The sequence below is a fragment of the Stutzerimonas stutzeri genome (assembly GCF_024448695.1).
GTDB classification, from domain to species: domain Bacteria; phylum Pseudomonadota; class Gammaproteobacteria; order Pseudomonadales; family Pseudomonadaceae; genus Stutzerimonas; species Stutzerimonas stutzeri_T.
In genome coordinates this window covers 35,885-60,549 of the sequence record NZ_JAMOHY010000012.1, presented here as the reverse complement: position 1 = coordinate 60,549, position 24,665 = coordinate 35,885, and the positions used below count along the sequence as shown (strand labels likewise).

Annotated in this window: 24 protein-coding genes and 1 other RNA gene; 21 read left to right on the top strand and 4 right to left on the bottom strand. The window is 61.4% G+C overall.

Annotation, left to right across the window (positions count from 1 at the left end; genetic code table 11):
- Positions 1-240: 240 nt before the first annotated feature.
- The 5 genes from petA (at position 241) to NAV32_RS11025 (ending at position 3,974) form a co-directional block, all read left to right on the top strand.
- A complete protein-coding gene (gene petA, locus NAV32_RS11045) occupies positions 241-834 on the top strand; it encodes a ubiquinol-cytochrome c reductase iron-sulfur subunit (RefSeq protein WP_256052845.1) in 594 nt (197 codons plus the stop codon).
- Entirely contained in the window at positions 834-2,045 is a 1,212-nt protein-coding gene (locus tag NAV32_RS11040) for a cytochrome b (RefSeq protein WP_256052844.1), read from the top strand. Before petA ends, NAV32_RS11040 begins: the two co-directional genes overlap by 1 nt.
- The gene (locus NAV32_RS11035; protein ID WP_256052842.1) at positions 2,045-2,854 is read left to right on the top strand and encodes a cytochrome c1; all 810 of its coding nucleotides are present in this window, start codon (positions 2,045-2,047) and stop codon (positions 2,852-2,854) included. The genes NAV32_RS11040 and NAV32_RS11035 overlap by 1 nt, the downstream gene beginning before the upstream one ends.
- Positions 2,855-2,940: 86 nt before the next feature.
- Entirely contained in the window at positions 2,941-3,558 is a 618-nt protein-coding gene (locus NAV32_RS11030; protein ID WP_256052841.1) for a glutathione S-transferase N-terminal domain-containing protein, read from the top strand.
- Positions 3,559-3,569: 11 nt separating this feature from the next.
- Positions 3,570-3,974 (top strand): ClpXP protease specificity-enhancing factor, encoded by a 405-nt coding sequence (locus tag NAV32_RS11025; protein WP_256052840.1) that lies wholly within the window; start codon positions 3,570-3,572, stop codon positions 3,972-3,974.
- 84 nt (positions 3,975-4,058) lie between these two features.
- Here the strand turns inward: NAV32_RS11025 and NAV32_RS11020 are convergent, their stop codons facing one another.
- The 4 genes from NAV32_RS11020 to NAV32_RS11005 form a co-directional block, all read right to left on the bottom strand.
- Positions 4,059-4,637 carry a BON domain-containing protein gene (locus NAV32_RS11020; protein WP_256052839.1) on the bottom strand — a complete coding sequence of 193 codons (579 nt, stop codon included), beginning with the start codon at positions 4,635-4,637 and terminating at the stop codon, positions 4,059-4,061.
- A complete protein-coding gene (locus NAV32_RS11015; RefSeq protein ID WP_256052838.1) occupies positions 4,634-5,227 on the bottom strand; it encodes a phosphoheptose isomerase in 594 nt (197 codons plus the stop codon). The genes NAV32_RS11020 and NAV32_RS11015 overlap by 4 nt, the downstream gene beginning before the upstream one ends.
- 77 nt (positions 5,228-5,304) lie before the next feature.
- The gene (locus tag NAV32_RS11010; protein ID WP_256052837.1) at positions 5,305-5,673 is read right to left on the bottom strand and encodes a YraN family protein; all 369 of its coding nucleotides are present in this window, start codon (positions 5,671-5,673) and stop codon (positions 5,305-5,307) included.
- Positions 5,660-7,447, bottom strand: coding sequence for a penicillin-binding protein activator (locus NAV32_RS11005; RefSeq protein WP_256052836.1), 1,788 nt, complete (start codon positions 7,445-7,447; stop codon positions 5,660-5,662). The genes NAV32_RS11010 and NAV32_RS11005 overlap by 14 nt, the downstream gene beginning before the upstream one ends.
- 121 nt (positions 7,448-7,568) lie before the next feature.
- Here NAV32_RS11005 and rsmI point away from each other — a divergent pair, with 121 nt between their 5' ends.
- From rsmI to ftsA, 16 genes are all read left to right on the top strand, one after another.
- Positions 7,569-8,441, top strand: coding sequence for a 16S rRNA (cytidine(1402)-2'-O)-methyltransferase (gene rsmI / locus NAV32_RS11000; RefSeq protein ID WP_256052835.1), 873 nt, complete (start codon positions 7,569-7,571; stop codon positions 8,439-8,441).
- Positions 8,442-8,496: 55 nt separating this feature from the next.
- An RNA gene (gene rnpB / locus NAV32_RS10995) (RNase P RNA component class A) lies at positions 8,497-8,855 on the top strand.
- A gap of 291 nt (positions 8,856-9,146) precedes the next feature.
- On the top strand, positions 9,147-9,602 hold the full coding sequence (gene mraZ / locus NAV32_RS10990; RefSeq protein WP_256052834.1) for a division/cell wall cluster transcriptional repressor MraZ: 456 nt from the start codon (positions 9,147-9,149) through the stop codon (positions 9,600-9,602).
- A complete protein-coding gene (gene rsmH / locus NAV32_RS10985; RefSeq protein WP_256052833.1) occupies positions 9,599-10,546 on the top strand; it encodes a 16S rRNA (cytosine(1402)-N(4))-methyltransferase RsmH in 948 nt (315 codons plus the stop codon). The genes mraZ and rsmH overlap by 4 nt, the downstream gene beginning before the upstream one ends.
- Positions 10,543-10,833 (top strand): cell division protein FtsL, encoded by a 291-nt coding sequence (gene ftsL, locus NAV32_RS10980; protein ID WP_256052832.1) that lies wholly within the window; start codon positions 10,543-10,545, stop codon positions 10,831-10,833. The genes rsmH and ftsL overlap by 4 nt, the downstream gene beginning before the upstream one ends.
- Complete coding sequence (locus NAV32_RS10975; protein WP_256052831.1) at positions 10,830-12,557, top strand: penicillin-binding transpeptidase domain-containing protein; 1,728 nt, start codon at positions 10,830-10,832, stop codon at positions 12,555-12,557. The genes ftsL and NAV32_RS10975 overlap by 4 nt, the downstream gene beginning before the upstream one ends.
- Complete coding sequence (locus tag NAV32_RS10970) at positions 12,557-14,020, top strand: UDP-N-acetylmuramoyl-L-alanyl-D-glutamate--2,6-diaminopimelate ligase (protein WP_256052830.1); 1,464 nt, start codon at positions 12,557-12,559, stop codon at positions 14,018-14,020. The genes NAV32_RS10975 and NAV32_RS10970 overlap by 1 nt, the downstream gene beginning before the upstream one ends.
- Positions 14,013-15,386: a UDP-N-acetylmuramoyl-tripeptide--D-alanyl-D-alanine ligase gene (locus tag NAV32_RS10965; RefSeq protein ID WP_256052829.1), complete on the top strand. Its 1,374-nt coding sequence runs from the start codon at positions 14,013-14,015 to the stop codon at positions 15,384-15,386. The genes NAV32_RS10970 and NAV32_RS10965 overlap by 8 nt, the downstream gene beginning before the upstream one ends.
- Positions 15,386-16,468 carry a phospho-N-acetylmuramoyl-pentapeptide-transferase gene (gene mraY / locus NAV32_RS10960; protein WP_256052828.1) on the top strand — a complete coding sequence of 361 codons (1,083 nt, stop codon included), beginning with the start codon at positions 15,386-15,388 and terminating at the stop codon, positions 16,466-16,468. Before NAV32_RS10965 ends, mraY begins: the two co-directional genes overlap by 1 nt.
- Before the next feature lie 6 nt (positions 16,469-16,474).
- Entirely contained in the window at positions 16,475-17,818 is a 1,344-nt protein-coding gene (gene murD, locus NAV32_RS10955; RefSeq protein WP_256052827.1) for a UDP-N-acetylmuramoyl-L-alanine--D-glutamate ligase, read from the top strand.
- On the top strand, positions 17,815-19,050 hold the full coding sequence (gene ftsW / locus NAV32_RS10950) for a putative lipid II flippase FtsW (RefSeq protein WP_423836423.1): 1,236 nt from the start codon (positions 17,815-17,817) through the stop codon (positions 19,048-19,050). Before murD ends, ftsW begins: the two co-directional genes overlap by 4 nt.
- Positions 19,040-20,110 carry an undecaprenyldiphospho-muramoylpentapeptide beta-N-acetylglucosaminyltransferase gene (gene murG, locus NAV32_RS10945; protein ID WP_256052826.1) on the top strand — a complete coding sequence of 357 codons (1,071 nt, stop codon included), beginning with the start codon at positions 19,040-19,042 and terminating at the stop codon, positions 20,108-20,110. The genes ftsW and murG overlap by 11 nt, the downstream gene beginning before the upstream one ends.
- A complete protein-coding gene (gene murC / locus NAV32_RS10940) occupies positions 20,103-21,560 on the top strand; it encodes a UDP-N-acetylmuramate--L-alanine ligase (protein WP_256052825.1) in 1,458 nt (485 codons plus the stop codon). Before murG ends, murC begins: the two co-directional genes overlap by 8 nt.
- On the top strand, positions 21,557-22,498 hold the full coding sequence (locus NAV32_RS10935) for a D-alanine--D-alanine ligase (protein ID WP_256052824.1): 942 nt from the start codon (positions 21,557-21,559) through the stop codon (positions 22,496-22,498). The genes murC and NAV32_RS10935 overlap by 4 nt, the downstream gene beginning before the upstream one ends.
- A gap of 3 nt (positions 22,499-22,501) precedes the next feature.
- On the top strand, positions 22,502-23,359 hold the full coding sequence (locus NAV32_RS10930) for a cell division protein FtsQ/DivIB (protein ID WP_256052822.1): 858 nt from the start codon (positions 22,502-22,504) through the stop codon (positions 23,357-23,359).
- Between the two features lie 12 nt (positions 23,360-23,371).
- On the top strand, positions 23,372-24,619 hold the full coding sequence (gene ftsA / locus NAV32_RS10925; protein ID WP_256052821.1) for a cell division protein FtsA: 1,248 nt from the start codon (positions 23,372-23,374) through the stop codon (positions 24,617-24,619).
- Positions 24,620-24,665: the final 46 nt, after the last annotated feature.

Here is a 24,665-nt window from a genome sequence, read left to right as displayed (position 1 = left end):
AGCTTCTTCCGGAACTGGGCGCTTTTTTTATGGGTGATTTTCTTCCTGCGACAGTGTGTCGCGCGTGGAGAGGCCCGGCTTTTGGGGCTTGCGGCTGACCTGTGACGGCTTATTGCCTTGTCAGGAGAGGGGCTTTTCTTTACCATTTGGCGAATTTTTTCGCGGCCTAGTTTTTCGGTAGACGCACGTAGTAGACGCCTGCTTTCGGTAGGCCATAAGAAACTGATGGGAGACGACTGAATGAGCAATGACGGCGTGAATGCTGGCCGGCGTCGCTTCCTGGTAGCCGCTACTTCGGTAGTGGGTGCTGCAGGAGCGGTGGGGGCCGCGGTCCCGTTTGTGGGATCGTGGTTCCCAAGTGCCAAGGCCAAGGCGGCCGGAGCACCGGTGAAGGTGAATATCAGCAAGATCGAGCCGGGCCAGCAAATGGTCGCCGAGTGGCGAGGACAGCCGGTGTTCATCCTGCGCCGTACCGAGGAAGCGCTCGCCAACCTGGGCAAGCTCACCGATACGGTTGCCGATCCGAACTCCGAAGCGTCCGAGCAGCCGACCTATGTCGATCCTCAGGTTCGTTCGATCAAGCCGGAACTGCTGATCGTGGTCGGACTTTGTACGCACCTTGGCTGCGCCCCGTCTTTCCGGCCGGAAGTAGCGGCGCCCGATCTGGGTGCTGATTGGCTGGGTGGCTATTTCTGCCCCTGCCATGGCTCGAAATATGACATGGCTGGCCGCGTCTACAAGGGGCAGCCTGCACCCTTGAACCTGCCGGTTCCCCCACATTCGTACGAGACGGACTCTGTCGTCGTCATCGGCGTGGACCAGGAGAACGCGTGATGAGCAAGTTCATGGAATGGGTTGATGCCCGCTTCCCCGCGACCAAGATGTGGGAAGACCATCTCAGCAAGTATTACGCACCGAAGAACTTCAACTTCCTGTATTTCTTCGGCTCCCTGGCGCTGCTGGTTCTGGTCAACCAGATCCTTACCGGCATCTGGCTGACGATGAGCTTCGAGCCGTCTGCCGAAGGCGCCTTCGCGTCCGTTGAGTACATCATGCGTGATGTCGAATACGGCTGGATGCTGCGCTACCTGCACTCCACCGGTGCTTCGGCGTTCTTCGTCGTGGTTTACCTGCACATGTTCCGCGGCATTCTCTACGGCTCCTATCAGAAGCCGCGTGAGTTGGTGTGGATTTTCGGCATGATGATCTACCTGGCTCTGATGGCCGAGGCCTTCATGGGCTATCTGCTGCCTTGGGGGCAGATGTCCTACTGGGGTGCGCAGGTGATCATTTCGCTGTTCGGTGCCATCCCGGTGATCGGTGACGACCTGACACAGTGGATTCGTGGCGACTACCTGATCTCCGGTATCACCCTGAACCGCTTCTTCGCGCTGCATGTCATTGCGCTGCCGATCGTGATTCTCGGTCTGGTCGTGTTGCACATCCTGGCGCTGCATGAAGTGGGCTCGAACAACCCGCTGGGCGTCGATATCAAGAAGAACAAGGATGAAAATGGCGTGCCCCTGGACGGCATTCCGTTCCATCCGTACTACACCGTCAAGGATATCGTCGGCGTAGTGGTCTTCCTCTTCGTCTTCTGCGCAGTCGTGTTCTTCTTCCCCGAGATGGGCGGTTACTTCCTGGAGAAGCCGAACTTCGAGCCTGCGAACGCGTTCAAGACGCCGGATCACATCGCGCCGGTGTGGTACTTCACGCCCTACTACGCGATTCTGCGTGCCGTTCCTGACAAGCTCCTGGGCGTGATCGCCATGGGTGCCGCGATTGCCGTGCTGTTCGTGCTGCCCTGGCTGGATCGCAGTCCGGTCAAGTCCATGAAATACAAGGGCTGGATGAGCAAGGTTGCGCTGGTTCTGTTCTGCATCTCGTTCATCATCCTCGGCGTGCTGGGCGTGCTGGCTCCTACGCCTGAGCGCACGTTGGTATCTCGGATCTGTACTGCTATCTACTTCGGTTACTTCATCCTGATGCCGTTCTACACCAAGCTCGAGAAGACCAAAGTAGTTCCGCAAAGGGTGGATGGCTGATGAAAAAGCAATTTGCTGCATTGATTCTTGCATTGGTGCCGGCATTCGGTTTCGCCGCTGCTCCCAGTGTTGCTCTGGACAAGGTCGAGATCGATCTGACCGACAAGGCAGCCATGCAGGATGGTCTGAAGACCTTCGCCAACTACTGCATGGGCTGTCATAGCGCGCAGTACCAGCGCTACGAGCGTGTGGCCACCGATCTGGGCATTCCTGAAGACGTCATGATGGAAAACATCGTCTTCAGCGACGCGAAGTTCGGTGATCACATGAAGATCGGTATGTCGCCCGATGAAGCCAAGGTCTGGTTCGGCGCGGCTCCACCGGATCTGACGCTGGTTGCGCGGGTGCGTGGCAATGACTGGTTGTATTCCTATATGCGCGGCTTCTATGTGGACCCTGCGCGTCCCTATGGCTACAACAACACGGTCTTCCCGAGCGTAGGCATGCCTCATGTGTTGGCGCCGCTGCAGGGCCGTCAGGTTCTGCCAAGCACGCTGCCGGAAGGCCAGTCGGTAGCCTGCAAGCAGGTCCAGGTCGTCGAGAATGGCCGCAAGCAGTTCGATCCGCTGACCGGCACGCCGATCACCCATGAAGACTGTGAGCAACTGACTGTCGTTCCGGGTACTGGTGAGCTGACCGAGGCGGAGTACGACGAGAAGATCAAGAACCTGGTGACCTTCCTGGCCTACTCGGCCAACCCGGTCAAGCTGGAGAGCCAGCGCATCGGCACCTATGTGCTGTTGTTCCTGGCGGTCTTCTTCGTGTTCGCCTATCTGCTCAAGCGTGAGTACTGGAAAGACGTCCACTGACTTTCCGCTGTTTAGCTGTACCCTGCGCGCGCCCTGATGGGCGCGCGCGTTTTTCTGCATTCATGAAATCCAATTAGGAGGGCGCTATGGCTGCGACCAATCGACTGGTCTGCTATTCCGATCCCGCCGATCATTATTCGCATCGGGTGCGCTATGTGCTTGCCGAGAAGGGCGTAAGCGTCGAGATAGTTGATGTCGACCCTGCTCAGTGCCCGGTCAGACTGAGTGAGGTGAATCCTTACGCCAGTGTTCCTACCCTGGTGGATCGTGAGCTTGCGCTATACGAGCCGAGCGTGATCACCGAATATCTGGAAGAGCGCTATCCGCATCCGCCGCTGCTTCCGGTCTATCCGGTAGCAAGGGCCAATACCCGACTTCTGGTGCATCGGATTCAGCGTGACTGGTGTGCGCTGGTGGATATCGTGACTGATCGGCGAGCCCCCGAAAAGGCGCGGGAACAGGCTCGCAAGGAGCTGCGTGAAAGTCTCACGGGGGTTTCGCCAGTGTTTTCCGAGAAAGCCTATTTCATGAGCGATGAGATCAGCCTGGTGGATTGCTGTCTGCTACCGATTCTATGGCGTTTGCCTGCGCTCGCAATTGAACTCCCCAGGGCGGCCAAGCCGCTGCTCGATTATATGGAAGTCAATTTTGCCCGCGAGGCCTTTCAGGTCAGTCTGTCCGCTGTTGAGCGCAACATGCGCTAAGAGAGGTGCTTATGACTTCAAGTCGTCCCTACCTGGTTCGGGCGCTGTATGAGTGGATCGTCGATAACGACTGCACGCCGCATTTGCTGGTCGACGTCGAATATCCCGGTGTTCAGGTGCCTGCGGGTTTTGCCAGTGATGGGCAGATCGTGCTGAACGTCGCTCCCAGCGCCGTTCGCCATCTGCAAATGGAAAATACTGCTATCAGTTTCGAAAGCCGCTTCGGTGGCGTTCCGCATAGTCTGCATGTGCCGACTGCCGCGGTCATGGCGATCTATGCGCGGGAAAATGGTCAGGGAATGGTGTTCGAGATCGAACCGCCGGATGACCATGCGCCAGACGATGGCGCCGCCGGTCCAGAGGCTGGCGACACGCCGCGCCCGGCGGGGCGACCCAGTCTCAAGGTTGTCAAGTAAGCCTCGGTAAAGAGTATGCCTCAAGCGAAAGGCCGTTCCGCTTGAGGCATGCCGGGTGTCGCGCAAGCCGGCCTTGAACAGTCGTCAGTCGATATATTCAAACAGCTTGACGATGCGCTGTACGCCAGAAACGCTCTGGACCACGCTTGTTGCGCGGTTGCCTTCCTGGCGGGTGACGAGGCCGAGCAGGTAGACGATACCGTTCTCGGTGATGACCTTGATGCGCGAGCCCGGAACGTCCTGGTTGGTCAACATCTGGGTCTTGATCTTGGTAGTCAGCCAGGAGTCGTTACTGCGGGCCAGTGCGGATGAGGGCTGCAGCACCTGTATTTCGTTGTGTACCCGCTTGACGCGCTGAACCGAGCCTGCGGCCTGTTCGGCGGCCTGCTTTAGCTCGCTGCGAGGTGTCTGGCCGGCAAGCAGCACGACGCCGTTATAGCTGGCGACAACGATGTTTGAGCCATTCTCCAGGTCGGGATGGGCTTTGGCAATGTTCACTGCGGCCTTGGTTTCGATCAGCGAATCGTCGATCTTGCTGCCGATAGTGCGGGTTCCCCGGTTGTCATCAATCGGGGCATCGCGTGTGGCGGTCAGAACCGAGCTGCAGCCGGTGGCGGCGAGACAGAGTGCGAGTACGAGCAGGTGGGGGCGGAACGGATTCATTCTTCACTCCCGAACAGTTGGTTGTCGATCAGATCGCACAGGCAGTGGATAACGAGCAGATGTACTTCCTGAATGCGTGCGGTGACCTTGGCCGGCACGCGAATCTCGACGTCTTCCGGCAGCAACAGTGAAGCCATGCCGCCGCCATCGCGACCGGTGAGGGCGACTACCAGCATCTCGCGGTCGTGGGCGGCCTGGATAGCCTGGATCACATTGGCGGAGTTGCCGCTGGTGGAGATCGCCAGCAATACATCACCCGGCTGGCCGAGCGCGCGAATCTGCTTGGAGAACACTTCGTTGTAGCTATAGTCGTTGGCGATCGAGGTCAGCGTAGAGCTATCGGTAGTCAGGGCTATTGCCGGCAGGCTGGGACGCTCGCGCTCGAAGCGGTTGAGCAGCTCTGAGGAGAAGTGTTGGGCATCGCCAGCCGAACCGCCGTTGCCGCAGGTGAGGATCTTGCCCTCGCTGAGCAGCGTATGGACCATTACCTGTCCGGCCTGTTCGATACTCGGGGCGAGTACGTTCATTGCCTGCTGCTTGGTTTCGATGCTGGCCTGAAAAAGCTGACGTATACGGGATTGCATATCCATCGGTGTGTTGACCTTCAAGTGTCGGGCTGGCCGCGTGGGCGTGCGGGAACAATGCTGGTCCAGGCTGTTCGGTGTCGTCAGCCATCGAACGCGTTGCGGATCCAGTTGGGTGTTGCCGTGCTGCTGTCCGCTTCGATTGCGATTACATCAAAGCGGCATGGGTGTGCGGACCAGCGGCTCTCCGTTTGCAGGAACAGCTGAGCCGCTCGGATCAGCTTCTGCTGTTTGCGCCGGTCGATGCTTTCCAGGGCGCCGCCCCAGGCGCTGTGGCGTCTGTAGCGAACTTCGATGAATACTACTGTATCGCCATCGAGCATGACTAGATCAAGCTCGCCGCTACGGCACAGCCAGTTACGCTTCAGCAGACGCAGGCCTCGTTGCTCCAGATGATGCAGCGCACGGTCTTCGGCCTGGCGTCCGCTGGTTTGTCTGTCAGTGCTGGTCAATCAGCGTTTCCCCGATGGGCTGTATCGCTCCGTCGCGGAATTCGGCCCACGGCAGGCGGCGCTCGATACGTTGTTCAGGGGTAAGGCTGAGCGTGCCGGAGTATCCCTCCAGCTGTGTTTCCGGGAGTGCCGTGAGCTGATTCAGGCGTGGCGCCAGCAAATAGGCATCGGCGCCCATCGCGTAGAGCCGTCCAAGACTGCCGCGGGCTTGCGGCCATTTGCTTTCGATCTGCTGACGCAACGGCAGTTGGGCATCCAGCAGCCAGGGGGTTTCGGTGAAGCGGATGCCTTCAAGGTCAAGGTACTGGCTGCGATTGTCCGTTGCCGCGTGCAGATGAGACGTGGCGTATACCGGAAGGTCGCCGGCGTACTGGAAGATCAGGGTGGGTTTGACCTGTTGAGCCTGCTGTGGGGTGGCCGCCAGGAACAGGAAGTCGACGTCCTGTCGGCGCGTGGGTTGCGATTGCAGGCTGCTGCTGGAGTCTCCGGCGATGCTGCGTACCTGGAGGAGGTCGGCGATCTGGTTGGCGAGCGCGACGGGCTCGGCCAGGGGTTCGGCGGCTACCAGTGCGCCGCCTTGTTCCTGCCACTGGCGGCGGAAGGCATCCAGTACGCGATTGCCCCATTCGCCTCGAGGTGTCAGGGCGATAGCACGGCGATGCCCGTCATCCCAGGCGCGGCGTGCCACCTCGCGCGCTTCGTCTTCGGCAGCCAGGCCGAACTGAAACAGCTGTGGCGGATTCTTTTGGCCGGCATCGCTGTAATTGAGCGCCAGCGTGGTAATCGGCAGCTGATCACGCTCGGCGAGTTGCCGCACCAGAGCCTTGTCCAGTGGACCAACCACCAGTTCCACGCCGGATGCGGCAGCCTGTTGGTAGAAGGCGTCAATTGAAGAAACGCGTGCGCTGTCGAACAGCTCGATCTTCAGGTCCTGGCCTGATTCAAGGTGGGCAGCAAGAAAGCCGTCGCGCAGGGCGCGCGCGACGCTGGCCAGCGGACCGTCCATGGGCAGCAGAAGGGCGATATGCGACAGCGGGCGGTCAGCCAGTTCACGCAGTGTTACCAAGGCATCGGGTAGCTGTTGCGCAGCCGGGTGGCCGGGATTCTGTTGCACCCATGCATCTATGGCTCGTTGCTGTTGAGTCAGGGTTCCGGACGACTTCAGTGCGGCAGCCAGCGATAGCCAGCCGGACAGATCCTGGTCGGCGACGGGCTGCAGCTGACTGATCGGCAGGCCTGACACCAAAGACCAGATCTTCTGATGATTCTGTATTGCCGCTTCGCCGCTCAGCAGGGGGGCGACAAAGGTCCGTTCACGAGCTGCTTCGAGAGGCTGGTCGTTCGCTTCAAACGCCTGCGCGCGTGCCAGCTGGCTACGAAGCTGCTGGTCGACGGGCAGCTCTGCGAGGCGTTCGAAGGCCGGATGTTGCAGTGCCTGCAGTGCGCGCTGCGGGTCGTTGTCGGCCAGTGCCAGCTCTGCACGGAGAGTGCTGGCGAAAATCTGTTGTGCCGGCGGTAACTGATCAATTGCGACCTGCTCCAGAATCAGGCGGGCCTGGGCGGGGTCGCCCTGGCGAATACTCTGGTCGGCGGCAGAAAGGCGCAGCAGCGCGGCTTTGGCTGGGTCGCTGGCATCGGCTTCCTTCAGCAGTTGTTGCGTTGAAGCCTGGGGGGTGCGTGGCAAATCACCCAGTGTCGACTTGGGCGAGCTGGCGCAGGCCGACAGCATGGCGGCAATGCAGATGAAGAGAAGCGGGCGTAAGCGAGCCATCATGTGATCATTCCTGGAGACACCGGCAAAGAGCGTCTGATTGTACCCAAGCCCCGCCGGCACTGCGATGTTGTGGCTGTCAAACGAGCTACAATGCGCGTTTTCGTGATGCGAGGTACGCCCTGTGACTGCACCAGATGCCGTGAACTCCACCGCTGGCGTGCTCTATGTCGTTGCTACGCCGATCGGAAATCTTGAGGACATCAGTGCGCGGGCGCTGCGCGTACTGCGTGAGGTGGCGCTGATTGCAGCAGAAGATACCCGCCACTCGGCACGGCTTCTTCAGCATTTCGGCATTGCCACCGCACTGGCTGCGTGTCACGAGCACAATGAGCGGGACGAGGGTGGCCGCTTTATCGGTCGGTTGCTGGCGGGCGAGGATGTGGCGCTTGTGTCCGATGCCGGAACTCCGCTGATTTCAGACCCTGGCTACCATCTGGTCAGGCAGGCGCGGGCGGCGGGCGTGCGTGTCGTGCCGGTGCCGGGCGCCTGTGCGCTTGTCGCGGCACTTTCGGCGGCGGGTCTGCCATCTGATCGATTTATCTTTGAAGGGTTTCTGCCGGCCAGAGAGGCGGCGCGCCGTGCGAGGTTGGAGCATCTGCGTGAAGAGCCCCGAACCCTGATTTTCTACGAGGCGCCGCACCGCATTCTGGAGTGTCTGCAGGACCTTGAGGCTGTATTCGGTGAGGATCGGCCAGCTGTGCTGGGGCGCGAGCTGACCAAGACATTCGAGACCCTCAAGGGCCTGCCGCTGGCACAGCTGCGTGCCTGGGTCGAGGCTGACAGTAATCAGCAGCGCGGCGAGTGCGTGCTTGTGGTCGGCGGCTGGCAGGCTTCTGAGGGTGAAGACGAGGTGGGTGCCGATGCCCGCCGTGTCCTGCAGCTGCTCTTGGCGGAACTGCCGCTCAAGCGTGCCGCGGCTGTTGCTGCGCAGATAACTGGCGTTCGCAAGAATCTGCTGTATCAGCTGGCTTTGCAGGAAAAGGATCAAGGCTGATCGGCGGATTTATCAGCTTGCGGGGGCGGGGCGGGGCAAGTACCCTAGCGGTCGGAGAGTCGATCGGACAGTCGCTGTCTCTTTTTGTTCCGCAAAAAGGGAGGGAGGAAAGTCCGGGCTCCATAGGGCGAAGTGCCAGGTAACGCCTGGGAGGCGTGAGCCTACGGAAAGTGCCACAGAAAATAACCGCCTAAGCGCTTCGGCGCCGGTAAGGGTGAAAAGGTGCGGTAAGAGCGCACCGCGCGGCTGGCAACAGTCCGTGGCTAGGTAAACCCCACTTGGAGCAAGACCAAATAGGGATCCATTGGCGTGGCCCGCGCTGGATCCGGGTAGGTTGCTAGAGGCAGTCAGTGATGGCTGTCGTAGAGGAATGACTGTCCTCGACAGAACCCGGCTTACAGATCGACTCTCCGACTCACTTCCAAAATCCCCTCGCGTCTAGTCCAAAAAAGTATTGCTCTTGAGAAAGTACTTTAACTTCAGGTCGTAGGCTTTTGGTCTGCCGTAAGAAGTTGGTTTTCGCTCGCCTGCGTTTTAGCGTCTGTATCGTGATTGTCTCCTAAATTCCCGCCACATAAGGGTTTTTCCCCTTCAGCTCACCTTGACGGTGGGGTCGCTGCATTTCTATAGTGCGCATAAGTGGTAAGAAGTGGAATGAAGTGGGTATTTATGGGCAGGGATAGCTAATTCAGGGGAAGCGCAGCCGTGTTTCGCGGAGCAAATGCAATCAGTCTCGATGCCAAGGGGCGGCTAGCCATGCCCAGCCGGTATCGTGACGAGCTCGTTTCGCGTTGTGATGGCCAGTTGATAGTCACCATCGATGCCGTCGACCCCTGCCTGTGTATCTACCCTCTGCCCGAATGGGAGCTGATCGAAGCCAAGCTTCGCGAGCTGCCGTCGCTGCATGAAGAGAGCCGCCGTCTTCAACGATTGCTGATTGGCAATGCGGTGGATCTGGAGATGGACGGCAATGGCCGCGTGCTGGTGCCGCCGCGGCTGCGTGAGCATGCACGGCTGGACAAGCGAGCCATGCTGGTCGGCCAGCTGAACAAATTCAGTTTGTGGAACGAGGACGACTGGAACGCGCAGGCAAATGCGGATCTGGCGGCCATTAAACAACCCGGTGCCTTGCCGGAAGCACTGCGTGAGCTAATCCTGTGAGCCAGACCAGCAGCTACAAGCATGTGACCGTGTTGCTCGACGAGGCCGTCGCGGCGCTCGCTGTGCGCGCTGGTGGCCGCTATATGGACGGAACCTTCGGGCGGGGCGGGCATAGCCGGCTGCTATTACAGCAGCTTGGGGCTGATGGCCACTTGCTAGGGTTCGACAAGGACCCGCTGGCAATCGCTACGGGGCAAGCACTGGCGGCCGAAGACGGCCGCTTTGTCGTTGTGCAACGAAGTTTTGCCGAGCTGGGTGAAGAGCTGACGCAGCGCGGCTGGCTCGGCACTCTTGACGGTATCCTGCTGGATCTTGGAGTGTCCTCGCCGCAGCTGGATGACCCGGAGCGTGGCTTCAGTTTTCTCAATGATGGCCCTCTCGACATGCGCATGAATCCTGATCAGGGAATCAGTGCAGCAGACTGGATCGCCAGTGCTTCCGAGGAAGAGATCGCCCGTGTTTTCAAGGATTACGGCGAAGAGCGCTTTGCCAGACGCATGGCGCGTGCCGTTGTGCAGCGTCGGCTGGAAAAACCCTTCGAGCGTACAGCTGATCTGGCGCAGGTGCTGACCGTTGCCAATCCCGCCTGGGAAAAGGGCAAGAATCCCGCGACCCGTGCCTTTCAGGGCCTGCGTATCTTTATCAACAATGAACTGGGCGATCTGGAACGGGGCCTTGAAGCTGCCTTGGAAGCGCTTGCGGTGGGTGGTCGACTGGTGGTGATCAGCTTCCATTCGCTGGAAGATCGCATCGTCAAACAGTTCATGCGCCGCCATGCCAAGGGTGAGGCGGATACCCTGCCACGCGATCTACCGATCATTCCGGAAAAGTTTGTCCCGCGTCTGAAGCTGCTCGGCAAGCCGCAGTATGCCTCCGCCGAAGAGGTCAGAGCCAATCCGCGTTCTCGCAGCGCGGTGATGCGTGTTGCGGAGAAATTGCGATGAACCCCATGGCGCGGACGATGCCCGGCGGCAGCATGACAATGCTGGTGCTGTTCGTTGCCGTGCTGGTTTCGGCCATCTCGGTTGCCTACAGCGCGCACTGGAATCGCCAGCTGCTCAATGAGCTGTACGGCGAACTCAGTGTGCGCGACAAGGCGCAGGCTGAGTGGGGGCGACTGATCCTCGAGCAGAGTACCTGGACGGCGCATAGCCGGATTGAAGCGCTGGCCACCGAACAGCTGAAAATGCACGTCCCGGAAGCGGCTGATGTCAGGCTGGTGTCTCCGTGAGACTTCAGGGCGCGCTCTATCCTTGGCGTTTTCGTATCGTCCTGGCGTTGCTCGCGCTGATGGTGGGTGCCATCGCCTGGCGTATCGTTGACCTGCAGGTACTCGATCAGGCATTTCTCAAGGGTCAGGGCGATGCGCGCAGCGTGCGGCATATCCCGATTCCGGCTCATCGCGGGCTGATTACCGACCGCCACGGCGAGCCGCTGGCCGTGAGTACGCCAGTGACCACGCTGTGGGGCAATCCGCGTGAGATGCAGGATGCCCAGGCCCGCTGGGATGAACTGGCCAGGGCGCTTGGTCAGGATGCGGGCGTGCTGACCAAGCGCCTGCAGGAGCAGGCTGGGCGCGAGTTCATCTACCTGGTGCGTGGTCTGACGCCGGAGCAGGGGCAGCGAGTGCTGGACCTGAAAGTTCCCGGCGTCTATGCCCAGGAAGAGTTTCGTCGTTTCTATCCTGCCGGCGAAGTTGCCGCCCATGTGGTTGGCTTTACCGATATTGATGATCGCGGTCGGGAGGGAATGGAGCTGGCTTATGAGGACTGGCTGGCCGGGGTGCCCGGCAAGCGTCAGGTCCTCAAGGATCGTCGCGGTCGGCTGATCAAGGATGTGCAGGTGGTTCAGAATGCCAAGGCTGGCAAGGCCCTGGCGTTGTCCATTGATCTGCGCCTGCAGTATCTGGCCCACAGCGAACTGCGCAAGGTGGTGCAGGCGCACGGTGCCAAGGCGGCAAGTCTGGTGATGGTTGATGTCCATACTGGCGAAGTCCTCGCCATGGCCAATCAGCCTACCTACAACCCCAACAACCGGCGCAACCTGCAGCCGGCAGCCATGCGCAACCGTGCGCTGATCGATGTGTTCGAGCCTGGCTCGACGGTCAAGCCATTCAGCATTGCCGCCGCGCTTGGCACTGGCAAATACCAGCCGGAATCCGTGATCAACACGTTGCCGGGCTGGATGCGTATCGGTCGCTACACCATTCGCGACGTGTCGCGCGGTGGGATGCTCGACCTGACCGGCATCCTGATGAAGTCGAGCAACGTCGGCATCAGCAAGATCGCCCTGGATATCGGGGCGGAGCCTGTTTACGCGGTCATGCAGCAGGCCGGCTTCGGCCAGTCCACCGGCCTTGGCTTTCCGGGCGAGCGTGTCGGCAACCTACCCAATCATCGCAAGTGGCGCGATGCCGAAACCGCTTCCCTGGCTTATGGCTACGGCCTGTCGGTGACTGCCGTGCAACTGGCCCATGCCTACGCCGTGCTCGGCAACGAAGGCACCAACGTACCGCTGTCGTTGCTGCGGCTGGACCAGCCGCAAGTCGGGGTTCAGGTCATCGACCGGGATATATCCAACAAGGTGCTGAAGATGTTGCAGGCGGTGGTCGAGGAAGAGGGTGGCGGTGGTTCGCGCGCCAGGGTTCCGGGCTATCACGTCGGTGGCAAGAGCGGCACGGCGAAGAAGGTTTCCGGAACCGGCGGCTATACCCAGGACGCCTATCGGGCGTTTTTCGCGGGTGTCGCTCCCGTTTCCAATCCACGTATCGCAGTGGTGGTTGTGGTTGATGAGCCCAGCGAGGGCGGTTACTACGGCGGTCTTGTCGCGGCGCCGGTATTCGGCAAGGTCGCCGCGCGTGCCTTGCGCCTGATGAATATCACTCCAGACAACCTGCCGCCCGCGGCGGAGATTCAAACCGCTGAAGCAGCCAAGGGCAAGGGAGGGCGAATCTGATGCCGATGCCGCTGAACCAATTGTTGCCACAGGCTGATAGCGCCACGCTGATCCGTGAACTCACACTGGACAGCCGCAAGGTGCGACCCGGCGATCTGTTTCTGGCGGTGCCCGGCCTGCAGCAGGATGGCCGTCTGCACATCGCTGATGCCATTTCCCGTGGCGCGGCTGCGGTAGCCTTCGAGGCCGAAGGGGCGCAACAGATGACCGCCGCGAGCGCCGAACTGGTATCGGTACGGAACCTCGCCGAACAGTTGTCGGCGATTGCCGGGCGTTTCTACGGGGAGCCCAGCCGTGGCTTGCATCTGGTCGGCGTGACCGGCACCAACGGCAAGACCAGCGTCAGCTATCTGATCGCTCAGGCACTGGATCGCCTCGGTGAGCGTTGCGGCATCATCGGCACCCTGGGCACCGGTTTTCATGGTGAGCTGGAGCTGGGGCGTCACACCACACCGGACGCCATTGGCGTACAGGCGAACCTGGCCAATCTGCGGGCGCAGGGCGCGCGTGCGGTAGCAATGGAGGTGTCGTCGCACGGTCTGGCGCAAGGGCGAGTGGCAGCACTGGCGTTCGATGTGGCGGTATTTACCAATCTGTCTCGTGATCATCTCGACTATCACGGCTCAATGGAAACCTATGGCGAGGTCAAGGCCGGCCTGTTCAGGCTGCCTGGGCTGAGTTGCCGGGTGATCAATCTGGATGACGCCTTTGGTCGTGCGCTGGCTGCGGAAAAGGGTGAATCACGGCTAATTACCTACAGCCTGGAAAGTCCCGACGCCTACCTCTACTGCCCTGAGGCGCAGCTCGACGATGACGGTGCTCATGCACGGCTCGTCACGCCACAGGGCGAGCGTTCGCTGCGCAGTCCGCTGCTGGGTCGCTTCAATCTCAGCAATACCCTGGCGGCGATTGGTGCGTTGCTGGGCATGAATTATCCCCTGGACGAGATTCTCGCCGTACTGCCTGCCCTTGAAGGCCCGGCTGGCCGCATGCAGCGGCTTGGCGGTGGCGACAAGCCGCTGGTGGTGGTCGATTACGCGCACACCCCCGATGCCCTGGAAAAGGTTCTCGGCGCGTTGCGTCCGCACGCCCGGGGGCAACTGCTGTGCCTGTTCGGTTGTGGCGGAGATCGTGATCGCGGCAAGCGTGCCTTGATGGCCGAAGTGGCGGAACGCCTGGCCGATCAGGTGCTGGTGACCGACGACAATCCGCGTAATGAGGACCCGCAGCAGATTCTCGACGAGATTCGCACAGGCTTTACTGCACCGGACCGCGTGCTATTCCAGCCGGGTCGCGCCGAGGCCATCGCCAACTCCATTGCCGGCTGTGGCCCGGATGATGTGGTGCTACTGGCCGGCAAGGGACACGAGAATTACCAGGAAATCAAGGGTGAACGGCTGCCTTTCTCCGATCTGGATCAGGCCGAGAAGGCCCTGGCTGCCTGGGAGAGCGCTCATGCTTGAAGCCTTGCGCCTGAGCCAGTTGGTCGCGCCGTTATCCGCTGAACTGATAGGGCATGACGTAGCCTTTGCCGCCGTCAGCACCGATAGCCGTGCCATCAATCAGGGGCAGCTGTTCATTGCCCTGAGCGGACCGCGCTTCGATGGGCATGCCTATCTGGCTGAGGTCGCTGCCAAGGGCGCGGTCGCCGCGCTGGTCGAACGGCATGTGGCCGATGTAGCGCTGCCACAACTGGTGGTTGCCGACACCCGTATTGCCCTCGGCCAGCTGGGTGCGCTGAACCGTGCCGCCTTTGCCGGTCCGCTGGTGGCGATCACTGGCTCAAGCGGCAAGACCAGCGTCAAGGAAATGCTTGCCAGCATCCTGCGTGCGGCTTATGGCGCCGATGCGGTATTGGCCACGCGCGGCAATCTGAACAACGATCTTGGCGCGCCGCTGACCCTGCTCGAACTGGCGCCACAACACCAGGCTGCCGTCATCGAACTTGGCGCTTCACGCCTGGGTGAAATCGCCTATACGGTGAGTCTGGCGCGCCCGGATGTCAGTCTGATTACCAACGCAGGCACCGCCCATGTTGGTGAGTTCGGCGGTCCTGAGAAGATTGTCGAGGCCAAGGGAGAGATTCTCGACGGACTGGATGCTCAGGGTATTGCCGTGCTCAATCAGGATGATCCGGCCTGGCCCGTGTGGAAGCAACGAAGTGCCGGTAAGCGCGTGCTGAGCTTTGCCCTGCAGGCTTCTCAAGCCGACTTCCGTCCCGCCGGCATCGGCCAGGACGCACGCGGTTGTCCGAATTTCACTCTCGTCGGCCCGAATGGTTCCGTGCCGGTGCAGCTCAATCTGCTCGGATACCACAATATCGCCAACGCCCTCGCAGCGGCTGCTGCCGCCTCTGCACTGGGCGTTGCGCTGGAGCATATTGCGGCCGGCCTGCAGCAGTTGCAGCCGGTCAAGGGGCGTGGGGTCGCGCAGATGCTCAGCAACGGCGTGCGCCTGATTGATGACAGCTACAACGCCAATCCCGCTTCCATCCGTGCGGCCACCGATGTGCTGACCGGTTTTTCCGGTCGGACCCTGTTGGTTCTGGGTGACATGGGCGAACTAGGCGAGTGGGCCGAGCAGAGCCATGTCGATGTGGGCTGTTATGCCGCCGGCAAGGTCGATGCGCTGTTGGCCGTTGGTCCTCTGATGAAGCATGCAGTCGAGGCCTTCGGCGCCGGTGGCCGGCATTTCACCGATCAGCAGAGCCTGATCGAGGCGCTGCAATTGGAGCAGGGCAACACCACCATTTTGATCAAGGGATCACGCAGCGCCGCGATGGACAGAATTGTCGCCGCGCTGGGTGAGTCTGCCATGGAGAAACACTGATGCTGCTGCTGCTCGCCGAGTACCTGCAACAGTTCCACAAGGGCTTCGCGGTCTTTCAGTACCTGACCCTGCGCGGGATTCTCGGCGTGCTCACGGCCTTGGTGCTGTCGCTGTGGATGGGGCCGTGGCTGATCCGTACTTTGCAGATGCGCCAGATCGGGCAATCGGTACGTACCGATGGCCCGCAATCACACCTGTCCAAATCCGGTACGCCGACCATGGGCGGCGCGCTGATCCTCAGTGCCATCGCCATCAGCACACTGCTCTGGGCGGATCTGTCCAACCGCTATGTCTGGGTAGTGCTGGCCGTCACGCTGCTGTTCGGCGCCATCGGCTGGGTCGATGATTACCGCAAGGTGATCGAAAAGAATTCGCGCGGCCTGCCAAGCCGCTGGAAGTATTTCTGGCAATCGGTGTTCGGCCTGGGTGCGGCGATCTTCCTTTATATGACTGCGCAGACGCCGGTGGAAACCACCCTGATCCTGCCGCTGATCAAGGACATCGAGATTCCGCTGGGAATCGGATTCATCGTGCTGACCTATTTCGTCATCGTCGGTTCGAGCAACGCCGTCAATCTCACCGACGGGCTCGATGGTCTGGCGATCATGCCGACCGTGATGGTCGGCGGTGGCCTGGGCATTTTCTGCTACCTGTCGGGCAACGCGAATTTCTCCGAATACCTGCTGATTCCCTATGTACCGGGCGCGGGCGAGCTGATTGTGTTCTGTGGTGCGTTGATTGGTGCCGGCCTCGGTTTTCTGTGGTTCAACACCTACCCGGCGCAGGTCTTCATGGGTGATGTCGGTGCACTGGCCCTCGGCGCGGCCCTGGGCACCATCGCCGTCATCGTTCGCCAGGAAGTGGTGTTGTTCATCATGGGCGGCGTGTTCGTGATGGAAACCCTGTCAGTGATGATTCAGGTTGCTTCGTTCAAGTTGACCGGCAAGCGGGTGTTCCGCATGGCGCCCATCCACCACCATTTCGAACTCAAGGGCTGGCCCGAGCCACGGGTGATCGTCCGTTTCTGGATCATCACCGTGATTCTGGTGCTGGTCGGCCTTGCCACGTTGAAGTTGAGGTAATAAAGAGTGCTGATCGCTTCCGACCAGTTCCGCATCGTTGTCGGTCTCGGCAAGAGCGGCATGTCCGTGGTACGCCATCTGGCGCGCCGTGGGCAGCCCTTTGCCGTGGCGGACACCCGTGCGAACCCGCCGGAGCTGGCCACTCTGCAGGCGCAGTACCCGCATGTCGAGGTGCGTTGCGGCGAGCTGGATGTCGAGTTTCTCAGCCGCGCCAGCGAACTGCTGGTCAGTCCGGGGTTGGCCGTGAACACGCCGGCGCTGCAGGCTGCAGCCGCGCGCGGTGTGAAGCTGTCAGGCGATATCGATCTGTTCGCGCGTGAAGCCCGCGCACCGATCATCGCCATCACCGGCTCCAATGCGAAAAGCACCGTGACCACGCTGGTAGGTGAAATGGCCCAGGCAGCCGGACGCAAGGTTGCGGTGGGCGGCAATCTCGGTACGCCGGCGCTGGATCTGCTGAACGATGATGTCGAACTCTATGTGCTCGAGCTGTCGAGCTTTCAGCTGGAAACCACCGCGCAGCTGAATGCTGAAGTGGCGACCTGCCTGAATGTCAGCGAAGACCATATGGACCGCTATGCTGGGCTGCCGGCGTATCACCAGGCCAAGCACCGAATCTTCCGGGGTGCGCGTCAGGTCGTGATCAACCGTGATGACCGACTCAGCCGTCCGCTGCTGGGCGATGATGTGCCGGTCTGGTCGTTCGGTCTCGGCAAACCGGATTTTAAAGGTTTTGGGCTGGTCGAAGAGAGCGGCGAGACGCATCTGGCCTTCCAGTTTGAGGCGCTGATGCCGGCGCGCGAGCTGCGTATGCGTGGCGCGCACAACCAGTCCAATGCGCTTGCCGCATTGGCGCTTGGCCATGCGGCAGGCCTGCCGTTCGAGCCAATGCTGGATACGTTACGCCGGTTTGGCGGTTTGCCTCATCGCTGTCAGTGGGTCGGCGAGCATGGGGGCGTGAATTACTACGACGACTCCAAGGCCACGAACGTCGGCGCCGCACTTGCAGCGATTGGCGGACTCGGTGCCGATATTGCTGGCAAGCTCGTGCTGATCGCCGGTGGCGACGGCAAGGGTGCGGATTTCTCTGCACTGCATGCCCCGGTGGCGCGCTACTGCCGTGAGGTGATTCTGCTGGGGCGTGACGCCGGGCTGCTGGCCAATGCTCTGGACGGCGCGGCGCCCGTTCATCGCGTCCAGTCTCTCGAGCAGGCTGTTCAGCGTGCAGCCCTCAGTGCACAACCCGGCGATGCCGTGCTGCTGTCGCCGGCCTGCGCGAGCCTGGACATGTTCAAGAATTTCGAAGAGCGCGGCCTTCTGTTCGCCGCCGCGGTGGAGGCGCTGACATGATGCTCGCCTTCTTGCGCAATGCTCCGTCGCCGCTGTTCGGTCGCCGTGGCGTGGACCTCGACTTTCCCATGCTTGCCGGCTGCCTGGCGCTGCTCGGGCTGGGCCTGGTGATGATCACTTCGGCGTCTTCCGAGGTTGCCGCAGTGAATGCCGGCAACTCGATGTACCACATGATCCGCCATTTGATTTATGTACTGCTGGGCCTGGGCGCAGCAGCAGCGGTGCTGCTGGTACCGCTTTCCGTGTGGCAGAGGCTGGACTGGATGCTTCTGCTCGCGGCTTTTGCGCTGCTGATTCTGGTGCTGATCCCCGGCATTGGCCGTGAGGTCAATGGCTCGATGCGCTGGATCGGCTTCGGCGCCTTCAACGTACAGCCTTCGGAGCTGGCAAAGCTCTTCGTCGTGGTTTATCTCGCCGGCTATCTGGTGCGTCGACAGCAGGAAGTGCGTGAAAGCTTGTGGGGCTTCTTCAAGCCGTTTCTGGTGCTGATGCCGATGGCTGCACTGCTGCTGCTGGAACCCGATTTCGGGGCCACTGTGGTGATGATGGGCGCGGCGGTGGCGATGCTGTTTCTCGGTGGCGTCGGCTTGATTCGCTTCAGCCTGCTGGTATTGCTGGCAGTGGGCGCGGTATTCGTGCTGGTGCAGACCCAGGAATATCGCTTGCAGCGCCTGATCACCTTCACCGACCCCTGGGCCGATCAGTACGGCGCCGGCTATCAGTTGACCCAGGCACTGATTGCCTTTGGCCGCGGCGAATGGCTGGGTGTAGGGCTGGGCAACAGTGTGCAGAAGCAGTTCTACCTGCCTGAGGCCCATACCGACTTCGTGTTTTCGGTACTGGCCGAAGAACTGGGCATGGTCGGCGCGCTGTTGACCATCGCACTGTTTGCCTTCGTGGGTATCCGTGCCCTGTATATCGGGCTGGCCGCGGAGCGCTCGCGTCAGTTCTTCGCCGCTTATGTCGCCTGGGGGCTGGCATTCCTCTGGTTGGGCCAGTTCCTGATCAACGTTGGAGTTAATGTCGGCCTGCTGCCGACCAAGGGCCTGACCCTGCCTTTTCTCAGCTACGGCGGCAGTTCGCTGGTGGTGACCTGCGCGAGCATGGCGCTGCTCCTGCGCATCGAGTGGGAAAGCCGCACCGTGCTGGGTAGCGAGGATACCGAGTTCAACGAGGCCGACTTTGCCGAAACGCCTGCGCTCAGGAAGAAGGAGGTCGCTCATGGCCGCTAATGTCCTGATCATGGCTGGCGGCACTGGTGGGCATGTGTTCCCGGCGCTGGCCTGCGCGCATGAATTCCAGAACCGCGGCTATCAGGTCCACTGGCTGGGCACACCGCGCGGGATCGAGAACGAAGTGGTTCCGGCTGCGGGTTTGCCGCTGCACCTGATCGAGATCAGCGGCTTGCGCGGCAAGGGTATCGGTTCCCTGCTCAAGGCTCCGTTCCAGTTGCTGCGCTCGCTCTGGCAGGCGCGGCGGGTGATGCGTGAGCTGCAGCCGGTCTGTGTGCTGGGGCTGGGTGGCTACGTCACGGGGCCGGGTGGACTGGCTGCGAAGATGGCCGGTGTTCCGCTGATCATCCATGAGCAGAATGCCGTCGCCGGCACTGCCAACCGCAGCTTGGTGCCCTTTGCCCGGCGCGTGTGCGAGGCCTTCCCGGACACCTTCCCTCGCAGCGAAAAACGCCGCACCACCGGCAATCCGGTACGCCGCGAGCTGTTTCTCGAGACGGCCGGGGAAGCAATGGTCGATCGTCGGCCACGTCTGTTGGTGCTGGGAGGCAGTCTGGGTGCCGAGCCCTTGAACAAGCTGCTGCCCGCTGCGCTGGCGCAAGTGACGCAGGCATTGCGTCCCGAGGTGTTCCATCAAGCGGGCAAGCAGCACGCCGAAATCACCCGCGAGCGTTATGCCGAGAGCGGTGTCGAGGCCGAGGTCAAACCTTTCATCAAGGACATGGCGCACGCCTATGCCTGGGCCGATCTGGTGATCTGCCGCGCCGGCGCACTGACCGTCTGCGAGTTGGCGGCGGCCGGACTGCCTTCATTCCTGGTGCCGCTGCCGCATGCCATCGACGACCACCAGACCCGCAATGCCGAATATCTGGCGAAGGAAGGCGCTGCCGTCCTTCTCCCTCAAGCAAAGACCGATGCTGCCGCGCTGGCCGCGCAGCTGACCGAGGTAATGATGCAGCCGGAAAAACTCAAGACCATGGGGCTCGCTGCACGCCGGCTGGCCCGGCCCGATGCCACTCGTAGCGTGGTCGATATCTGCCTGGAGGTGGCCAATGGCTAAGTCCCCAGCCGCCGTCAAGGCCGAAGTGCGGCGTATGCGCCGTATCCGTCGCATTCATTTTGTCGGTATCGGCGGGGTGGGCATGTGCGGCATTGCCGAAGTGCTGCTCAACCTCGGCTACGAAGTATCCGGCTCCGACCTCAAGGAATCACCCAGTACCCAGCGTCTGCAGATGTTCGGTGCGCATATCTTTATCGGCCATCAGGCGGGCAACGTCGCCGGTGCTGACGTGCTGGTGGTGTCCAGTGCGGTCAATACCAGTAACCCGGAAGTGGCGCTGGCTCTGGAACAACGCATTCCGGTGGTGCCGCGTGCGGAAATGCTCGCCGAGCTGATGCGCTACCGTCACGGTATCGCTGTGGCCGGCACCCATGGCAAAACCACTACTACCAGCTTGCTGGCTTCGGTGTTCGCTGCTGGCGGGCTCGATCCGACCTTCGTCATCGGTGGTCGCCTGACCGCCGCTGGCACCAATGCGCAGCTGGGCAGCAGTCGTTACCTGATCGCCGAGGCAGACGAAAGCGACGCCAGCTTCCTGCATCTGCAGCCGATGGTCGCGGTGGTGACCAACATCGACGCCGACCATATGAGCACCTACGGTGGTGACTTCGGCAAGCTGAAGAAGACCTTCATCGAATTTCTGCACAACCTGCCGTTCTACGGGCTGGCAGTACTCTGCGTGGATGATCCGGTGGTACGCGAAATTCTTCCGCAGATCGGTCGACCGACCACCACCTACGGTGTAAGTGAAGACGCCGACGTGCGTGCTATCAATATTCGTCAGGAAGGCATGCGTACCTGGTTCACTCTGTTGCGCACCGGCTGCGAGCCGCTCGACGTTTCGGTGAAGATGCCGGGTAAGCACAACGTGCTGAATGCGCTGGCGACCATCGCCATTGCCACCGACGAGGGCATCGACGATGCCGCCATCATTCACGGTCTGTCTGAATTCGGTGGCGTGGGCCGTCGCTTCCAGGTCTATGGCGAGCTGCCGGTCGACGACGGCAGCGTGATGCTGGTCGACGACTATGGCCATCATCCGCGCGAAGTCGCTGCAGTGATCCAGGCGGTGCGTGACGGCTGGCCGGAACGCCGCCTGGTGATGGTCTATCAGCCGCATCGGTTCAGCCGTACCCGTGATCTTTACGAGGACTTCGTCCAGGTGCTGGCAGAGGCCAATGTGCTGCTGCTGATGGAGGTCTATCCCGCGGGTGAGGAGCCGATTCCCGGTGCCGACAGCCGCCGCCTGTGCCACAGCATCCGCCAGCGTGGCCAGCTTGACCCGATCTATATCGAGCGCGGCATTGAGCTGGCGCCACTGGTCAAACCGCTCCTGCGTGCCGGCGACATCCTGCTGTGCCAGGGCGCCGGTGATATCGGTGGGCTGGCGCCGCAACTGATCAACAGCCCCCTGTTTGCGGATACAAGCGCCGCGAGGAAGAGTGAATGACTGCCCTGCAATCGACCCGTGATCCCAAGGCCTTTGGCCGGGTCGCCGTACTCTACGGCGGCAAGAGTGCGGAGCGCGAAGTTTCCCTGAAGTCCGGTACGGCCGTGCTCGAAGCCTTGCAGGCAGCAGGCGTCGATGCCTTCGGCATCGATGTCGGTGACGATCTGCTGCAGCGCTTGGGTCGAGAGCGCATCGACCGTGCCTTTATCGTCCTGCATGGGCGTGGCGGGGAAGACGGCAGCATGCAGGGGCTGCTCGAGTGCGCGGGGATTCCCTACACCGGCAGCGGCATCCTCGCCTCAGCCCTGGCCATGGACAAATTGCGCACCAAGCAGGTCTGGCAGAGCCTGGGGCTGCCAACACCGCGGCATGCCGTACTGGCCAGTGAGGCCGATTGCCAGGTAGCAGCACACAGCCTGGGCTTTCCGCTGATCGTCAAACCCGCCCATGAAGGCTCAAGCATCGGCATGGCGAAGGTTGCCGACACCGCCGAGCTGATAGAGGCCTGGCAGGCGGCCAGCGCCTACGACGCCCAGGTGCTGGTCGAGCAGTGGGTTCAGGGCCCGGAGTTCACCATCGCCACGCTGCGTGGCGAGGTGTTGCCACCAATCGGGCTGGGTACGCCGCATGCCTTCTACGACTACGACGCCAAGTACCTGGCCAGTGATACCCAGTACCGCATTCCTTGCGGTCTGGATACGGACAAGGAGCAGGAGCTGCGTAACCTCACCGCTCGTGCCTGTGAAGCCGTGGGTATTCGTGGCTGGGCGCGCGTGGATGTCATGCAGGATGCCTCTGGTGCGTTCTGGTTGCTGGAGGTGAACACCGTTCCGGGCATGACCGATCACAGCCTGGTACCGATGGCCGCGCGTGCCGCCGGACTGGATTTCCAGCAACTGGTGCTGGCGATTCTTGACGCCAGCATGGCGGGGAACTGACCGATGATCACCACGCTGCGTCACTCACAACCCGCCAGCGGTCGCGCCACGCGCAAGCCGCCGCAGCGTGGTGCGAGCCGTCTGGTGCAGCGTGAGCCACTGTCGGCGCGCCTGCCGCGTCCGAGCCTGAGTGCAGTGAAGCGCATTCTCTGGCCGTTACTGCTGGTCGTGCTGGCTGTCGGAATTTACGAGCTGGGTGAGCGCCTGGCGCCCTATGCCGATCGACCAATCTCCAAGGTCAGCGTTCGGGGTGATCTGACCTATGTCGATCAGTTGACTGTGCAGGAGCGCATGGCGCCGTTCGTCGAAGCCAGCTTCTTCAAGGTTGATCTGGATGCCTTGCGCCACGACCTTGAGCAGATGCCCTGGATTGCTCATGTTGAGGTGCGTCGCGTCTGGCCGGATCAGGTCACGGTGCGTCTGGAAGAGCATTTGCCCATTGCTCGCTGGGGTGATGAGGCGCTGCTGAACAACAGTGGTCAGGCTTTTACGCCCAGTGACCTGGCCCGCTATGAACACCTGCCGCAGTTGCATGGTCCGAAGCGGGCTCAGCAACGAGTCATGCAGCAATACCAGATGCTCAGTCAGATGTTGCGCCCCCTGGGCTTTTCCATCGAGCGCCTGGAGTTGCGCGCGCGTGGTAGCTGGTTCGTGACGACAGATCAGGGCATCGAACTGTCACTGGGCAGAGACCAGATAATCGAAAAAATGCGTCGCTTCACTGCCATTTACCAGCAAACGCTGGCGCAGGAGAGCGAAAAAATTGCGCGGATCGATCTGCGCTATGCCAACGGCCTGGCCGTGGCCTGGCGCGAGCCGAGTCCGACTGCGGCGGATCCGTCCGTCGTTGCGAAGAATTGAGGAATGAAACACATGTCTAGCGTGCAAAGCGGCAAGATGATCGTCGGTCTCGATATCGGCACCTCCAAGGTGGTGGCGCTGGTGGGCGAAGTAACGCCCGATGGTGAGCTGGAGATCGTTGGCATCGGTACTCACCCTTCGCGCGGCCTGAAGAAGGGCGTCGTGGTCAATATCGAATCCACCGTACAGTCGATTCAGCGTGCGGTTGAGGAAGCCCAGCTCATGGCGGGCTGTCGTATCCATTCGGCATTCGTCGGTCTGGCGGGCAATCACATCCGCAGCCTCAATTCCCACGGGATTGTCGCTATCCGCGACCGCGAAGTCAGCAGTGCGGACCTAGAGCGCGTGCTGGATGCGGCTCAGGCCGTGGCTATTCCAGCGGATCAGCGTGTGTTGCATACCCTGCCGCAGGACTATGTGATCGACAACCAGGAAGGCGTGCGCGAGCCGCTGGGCATGTCTGGCGTGCGTCTGGAGGCGAAGGTCCACGTGGTGACGTGTGCGGTGAATGCCGCGCAGAACATCGAAAAGTGTGTGCGTCGCTGCGGTCTGGAGGTGGACGACATCATTCTCGAACAGCTGGCCTCGGCACACGCAGTGCTGACCGATGACGAGAAGGAGCTGGGCGTCTGCCTGGTGGACATCGGCGGTGGCACCACCGATATCTGCATCTTCACCGAGGGTGCGATCCGACATACCGCCGTCATTCCGATTGCCGGTGATCAGGTCACCAACGATATCGCCATGGCCCTGCGCACGCCCACGCAGTACGCCGAAGAGATCAAGATTCGCTATGCTTGCGCGCTTGCCAAGCTGGCCGGCCCGGGTGAAACCATCAAGGTGCCCAGCGTTGGCGACCGGCCACCAAGGGAACTCTCGCGCCAGGCGCTGGCCGAAGTGGTCGAACCCCGCTATGACGAGCTGTTTACCCTGATCCAGGCTGAACTGCGGCGCAGCGGTTACGAGGATCTGGTGCCGGCAGGCATCGTTCTCACAGGTGGTACGGCGAAGATGGAAGGCGCCGTCGAGCTGGCCGAAGAAATCTTCCACATGCCGGTGCGCCTGGGTGCACCGCACAGTTTCCATGGACTGACGGACGTCGTCCGCAACCCCATTTATTCAACGGGCGTGGGCCTGTTGCTGTACGGCATGCGCAAGCAGACCGACGGCAACTCCATGTCCGGTCTCGGCAACTTCGCTGAAGAAACCAAACCATCTGTCGTGGAACGGCTGAAAAGCTGGATCCAGGGCAATTTCTGAGCAGTGCGGCAGAAACCACAACTAGAAAGCTGGAAGGAGAGAGGGA

What these genes read in the sequence shown, in the direction of transcription:
- NAV32_RS11030 (WP_256052841.1), top strand. Translation starts at nt 2,941, where the DNA reads ATGGCTGCGACCAATCGACTGGTCTGCTATTCCGATCCCGCCGATCAT.
- mraY (WP_256052828.1), top strand. Translation starts at nt 15,386, where the DNA reads ATGCTGCTGCTGCTCGCCGAGTACCTGCAACAGTTCCACAAGGGCTTC.
- NAV32_RS10965 (WP_256052829.1), top strand. Translation starts at nt 14,013, where the DNA reads ATGCTTGAAGCCTTGCGCCTGAGCCAGTTGGTCGCGCCGTTATCCGCT.
- ftsW (WP_423836423.1), top strand. Translation starts at nt 17,815, where the DNA reads ATGATGCTCGCCTTCTTGCGCAATGCTCCGTCGCCGCTGTTCGGTCGC.
- murC (WP_256052825.1), top strand. Translation starts at nt 20,103, where the DNA reads ATGGCTAAGTCCCCAGCCGCCGTCAAGGCCGAAGTGCGGCGTATGCGC.
- petA (WP_256052845.1), top strand. Translation starts at nt 241, where the DNA reads ATGAGCAATGACGGCGTGAATGCTGGCCGGCGTCGCTTCCTGGTAGCC.
- NAV32_RS10930 (WP_256052822.1), top strand. Translation starts at nt 22,502, where the DNA reads ATGATCACCACGCTGCGTCACTCACAACCCGCCAGCGGTCGCGCCACG.
- NAV32_RS11015 (WP_256052838.1), bottom strand. Translation starts at nt 5,227, where the DNA reads ATGGATATGCAATCCCGTATACGTCAGCTTTTTCAGGCCAGCATCGAA.
- ftsA (WP_256052821.1), top strand. Translation starts at nt 23,372, where the DNA reads ATGTCTAGCGTGCAAAGCGGCAAGATGATCGTCGGTCTCGATATCGGC.
- NAV32_RS11005 (WP_256052836.1), bottom strand. Translation starts at nt 7,447, where the DNA reads ATGATGGCTCGCTTACGCCCGCTTCTCTTCATCTGCATTGCCGCCATG.
- NAV32_RS10970 (WP_256052830.1), top strand. Translation starts at nt 12,557, where the DNA reads ATGCCGATGCCGCTGAACCAATTGTTGCCACAGGCTGATAGCGCCACG.
- murG (WP_256052826.1), top strand. Translation starts at nt 19,040, where the DNA reads ATGGCCGCTAATGTCCTGATCATGGCTGGCGGCACTGGTGGGCATGTG.
- NAV32_RS11035 (WP_256052842.1), top strand. Translation starts at nt 2,045, where the DNA reads ATGAAAAAGCAATTTGCTGCATTGATTCTTGCATTGGTGCCGGCATTC.
- NAV32_RS11040 (WP_256052844.1), top strand. Translation starts at nt 834, where the DNA reads ATGAGCAAGTTCATGGAATGGGTTGATGCCCGCTTCCCCGCGACCAAG.
- NAV32_RS11020 (WP_256052839.1), bottom strand. Translation starts at nt 4,637, where the DNA reads ATGAATCCGTTCCGCCCCCACCTGCTCGTACTCGCACTCTGTCTCGCC.
- NAV32_RS11025 (WP_256052840.1), top strand. Translation starts at nt 3,570, where the DNA reads ATGACTTCAAGTCGTCCCTACCTGGTTCGGGCGCTGTATGAGTGGATC.
- NAV32_RS10935 (WP_256052824.1), top strand. Translation starts at nt 21,557, where the DNA reads ATGACTGCCCTGCAATCGACCCGTGATCCCAAGGCCTTTGGCCGGGTC.
- ftsL (WP_256052832.1), top strand. Translation starts at nt 10,543, where the DNA reads ATGAACCCCATGGCGCGGACGATGCCCGGCGGCAGCATGACAATGCTG.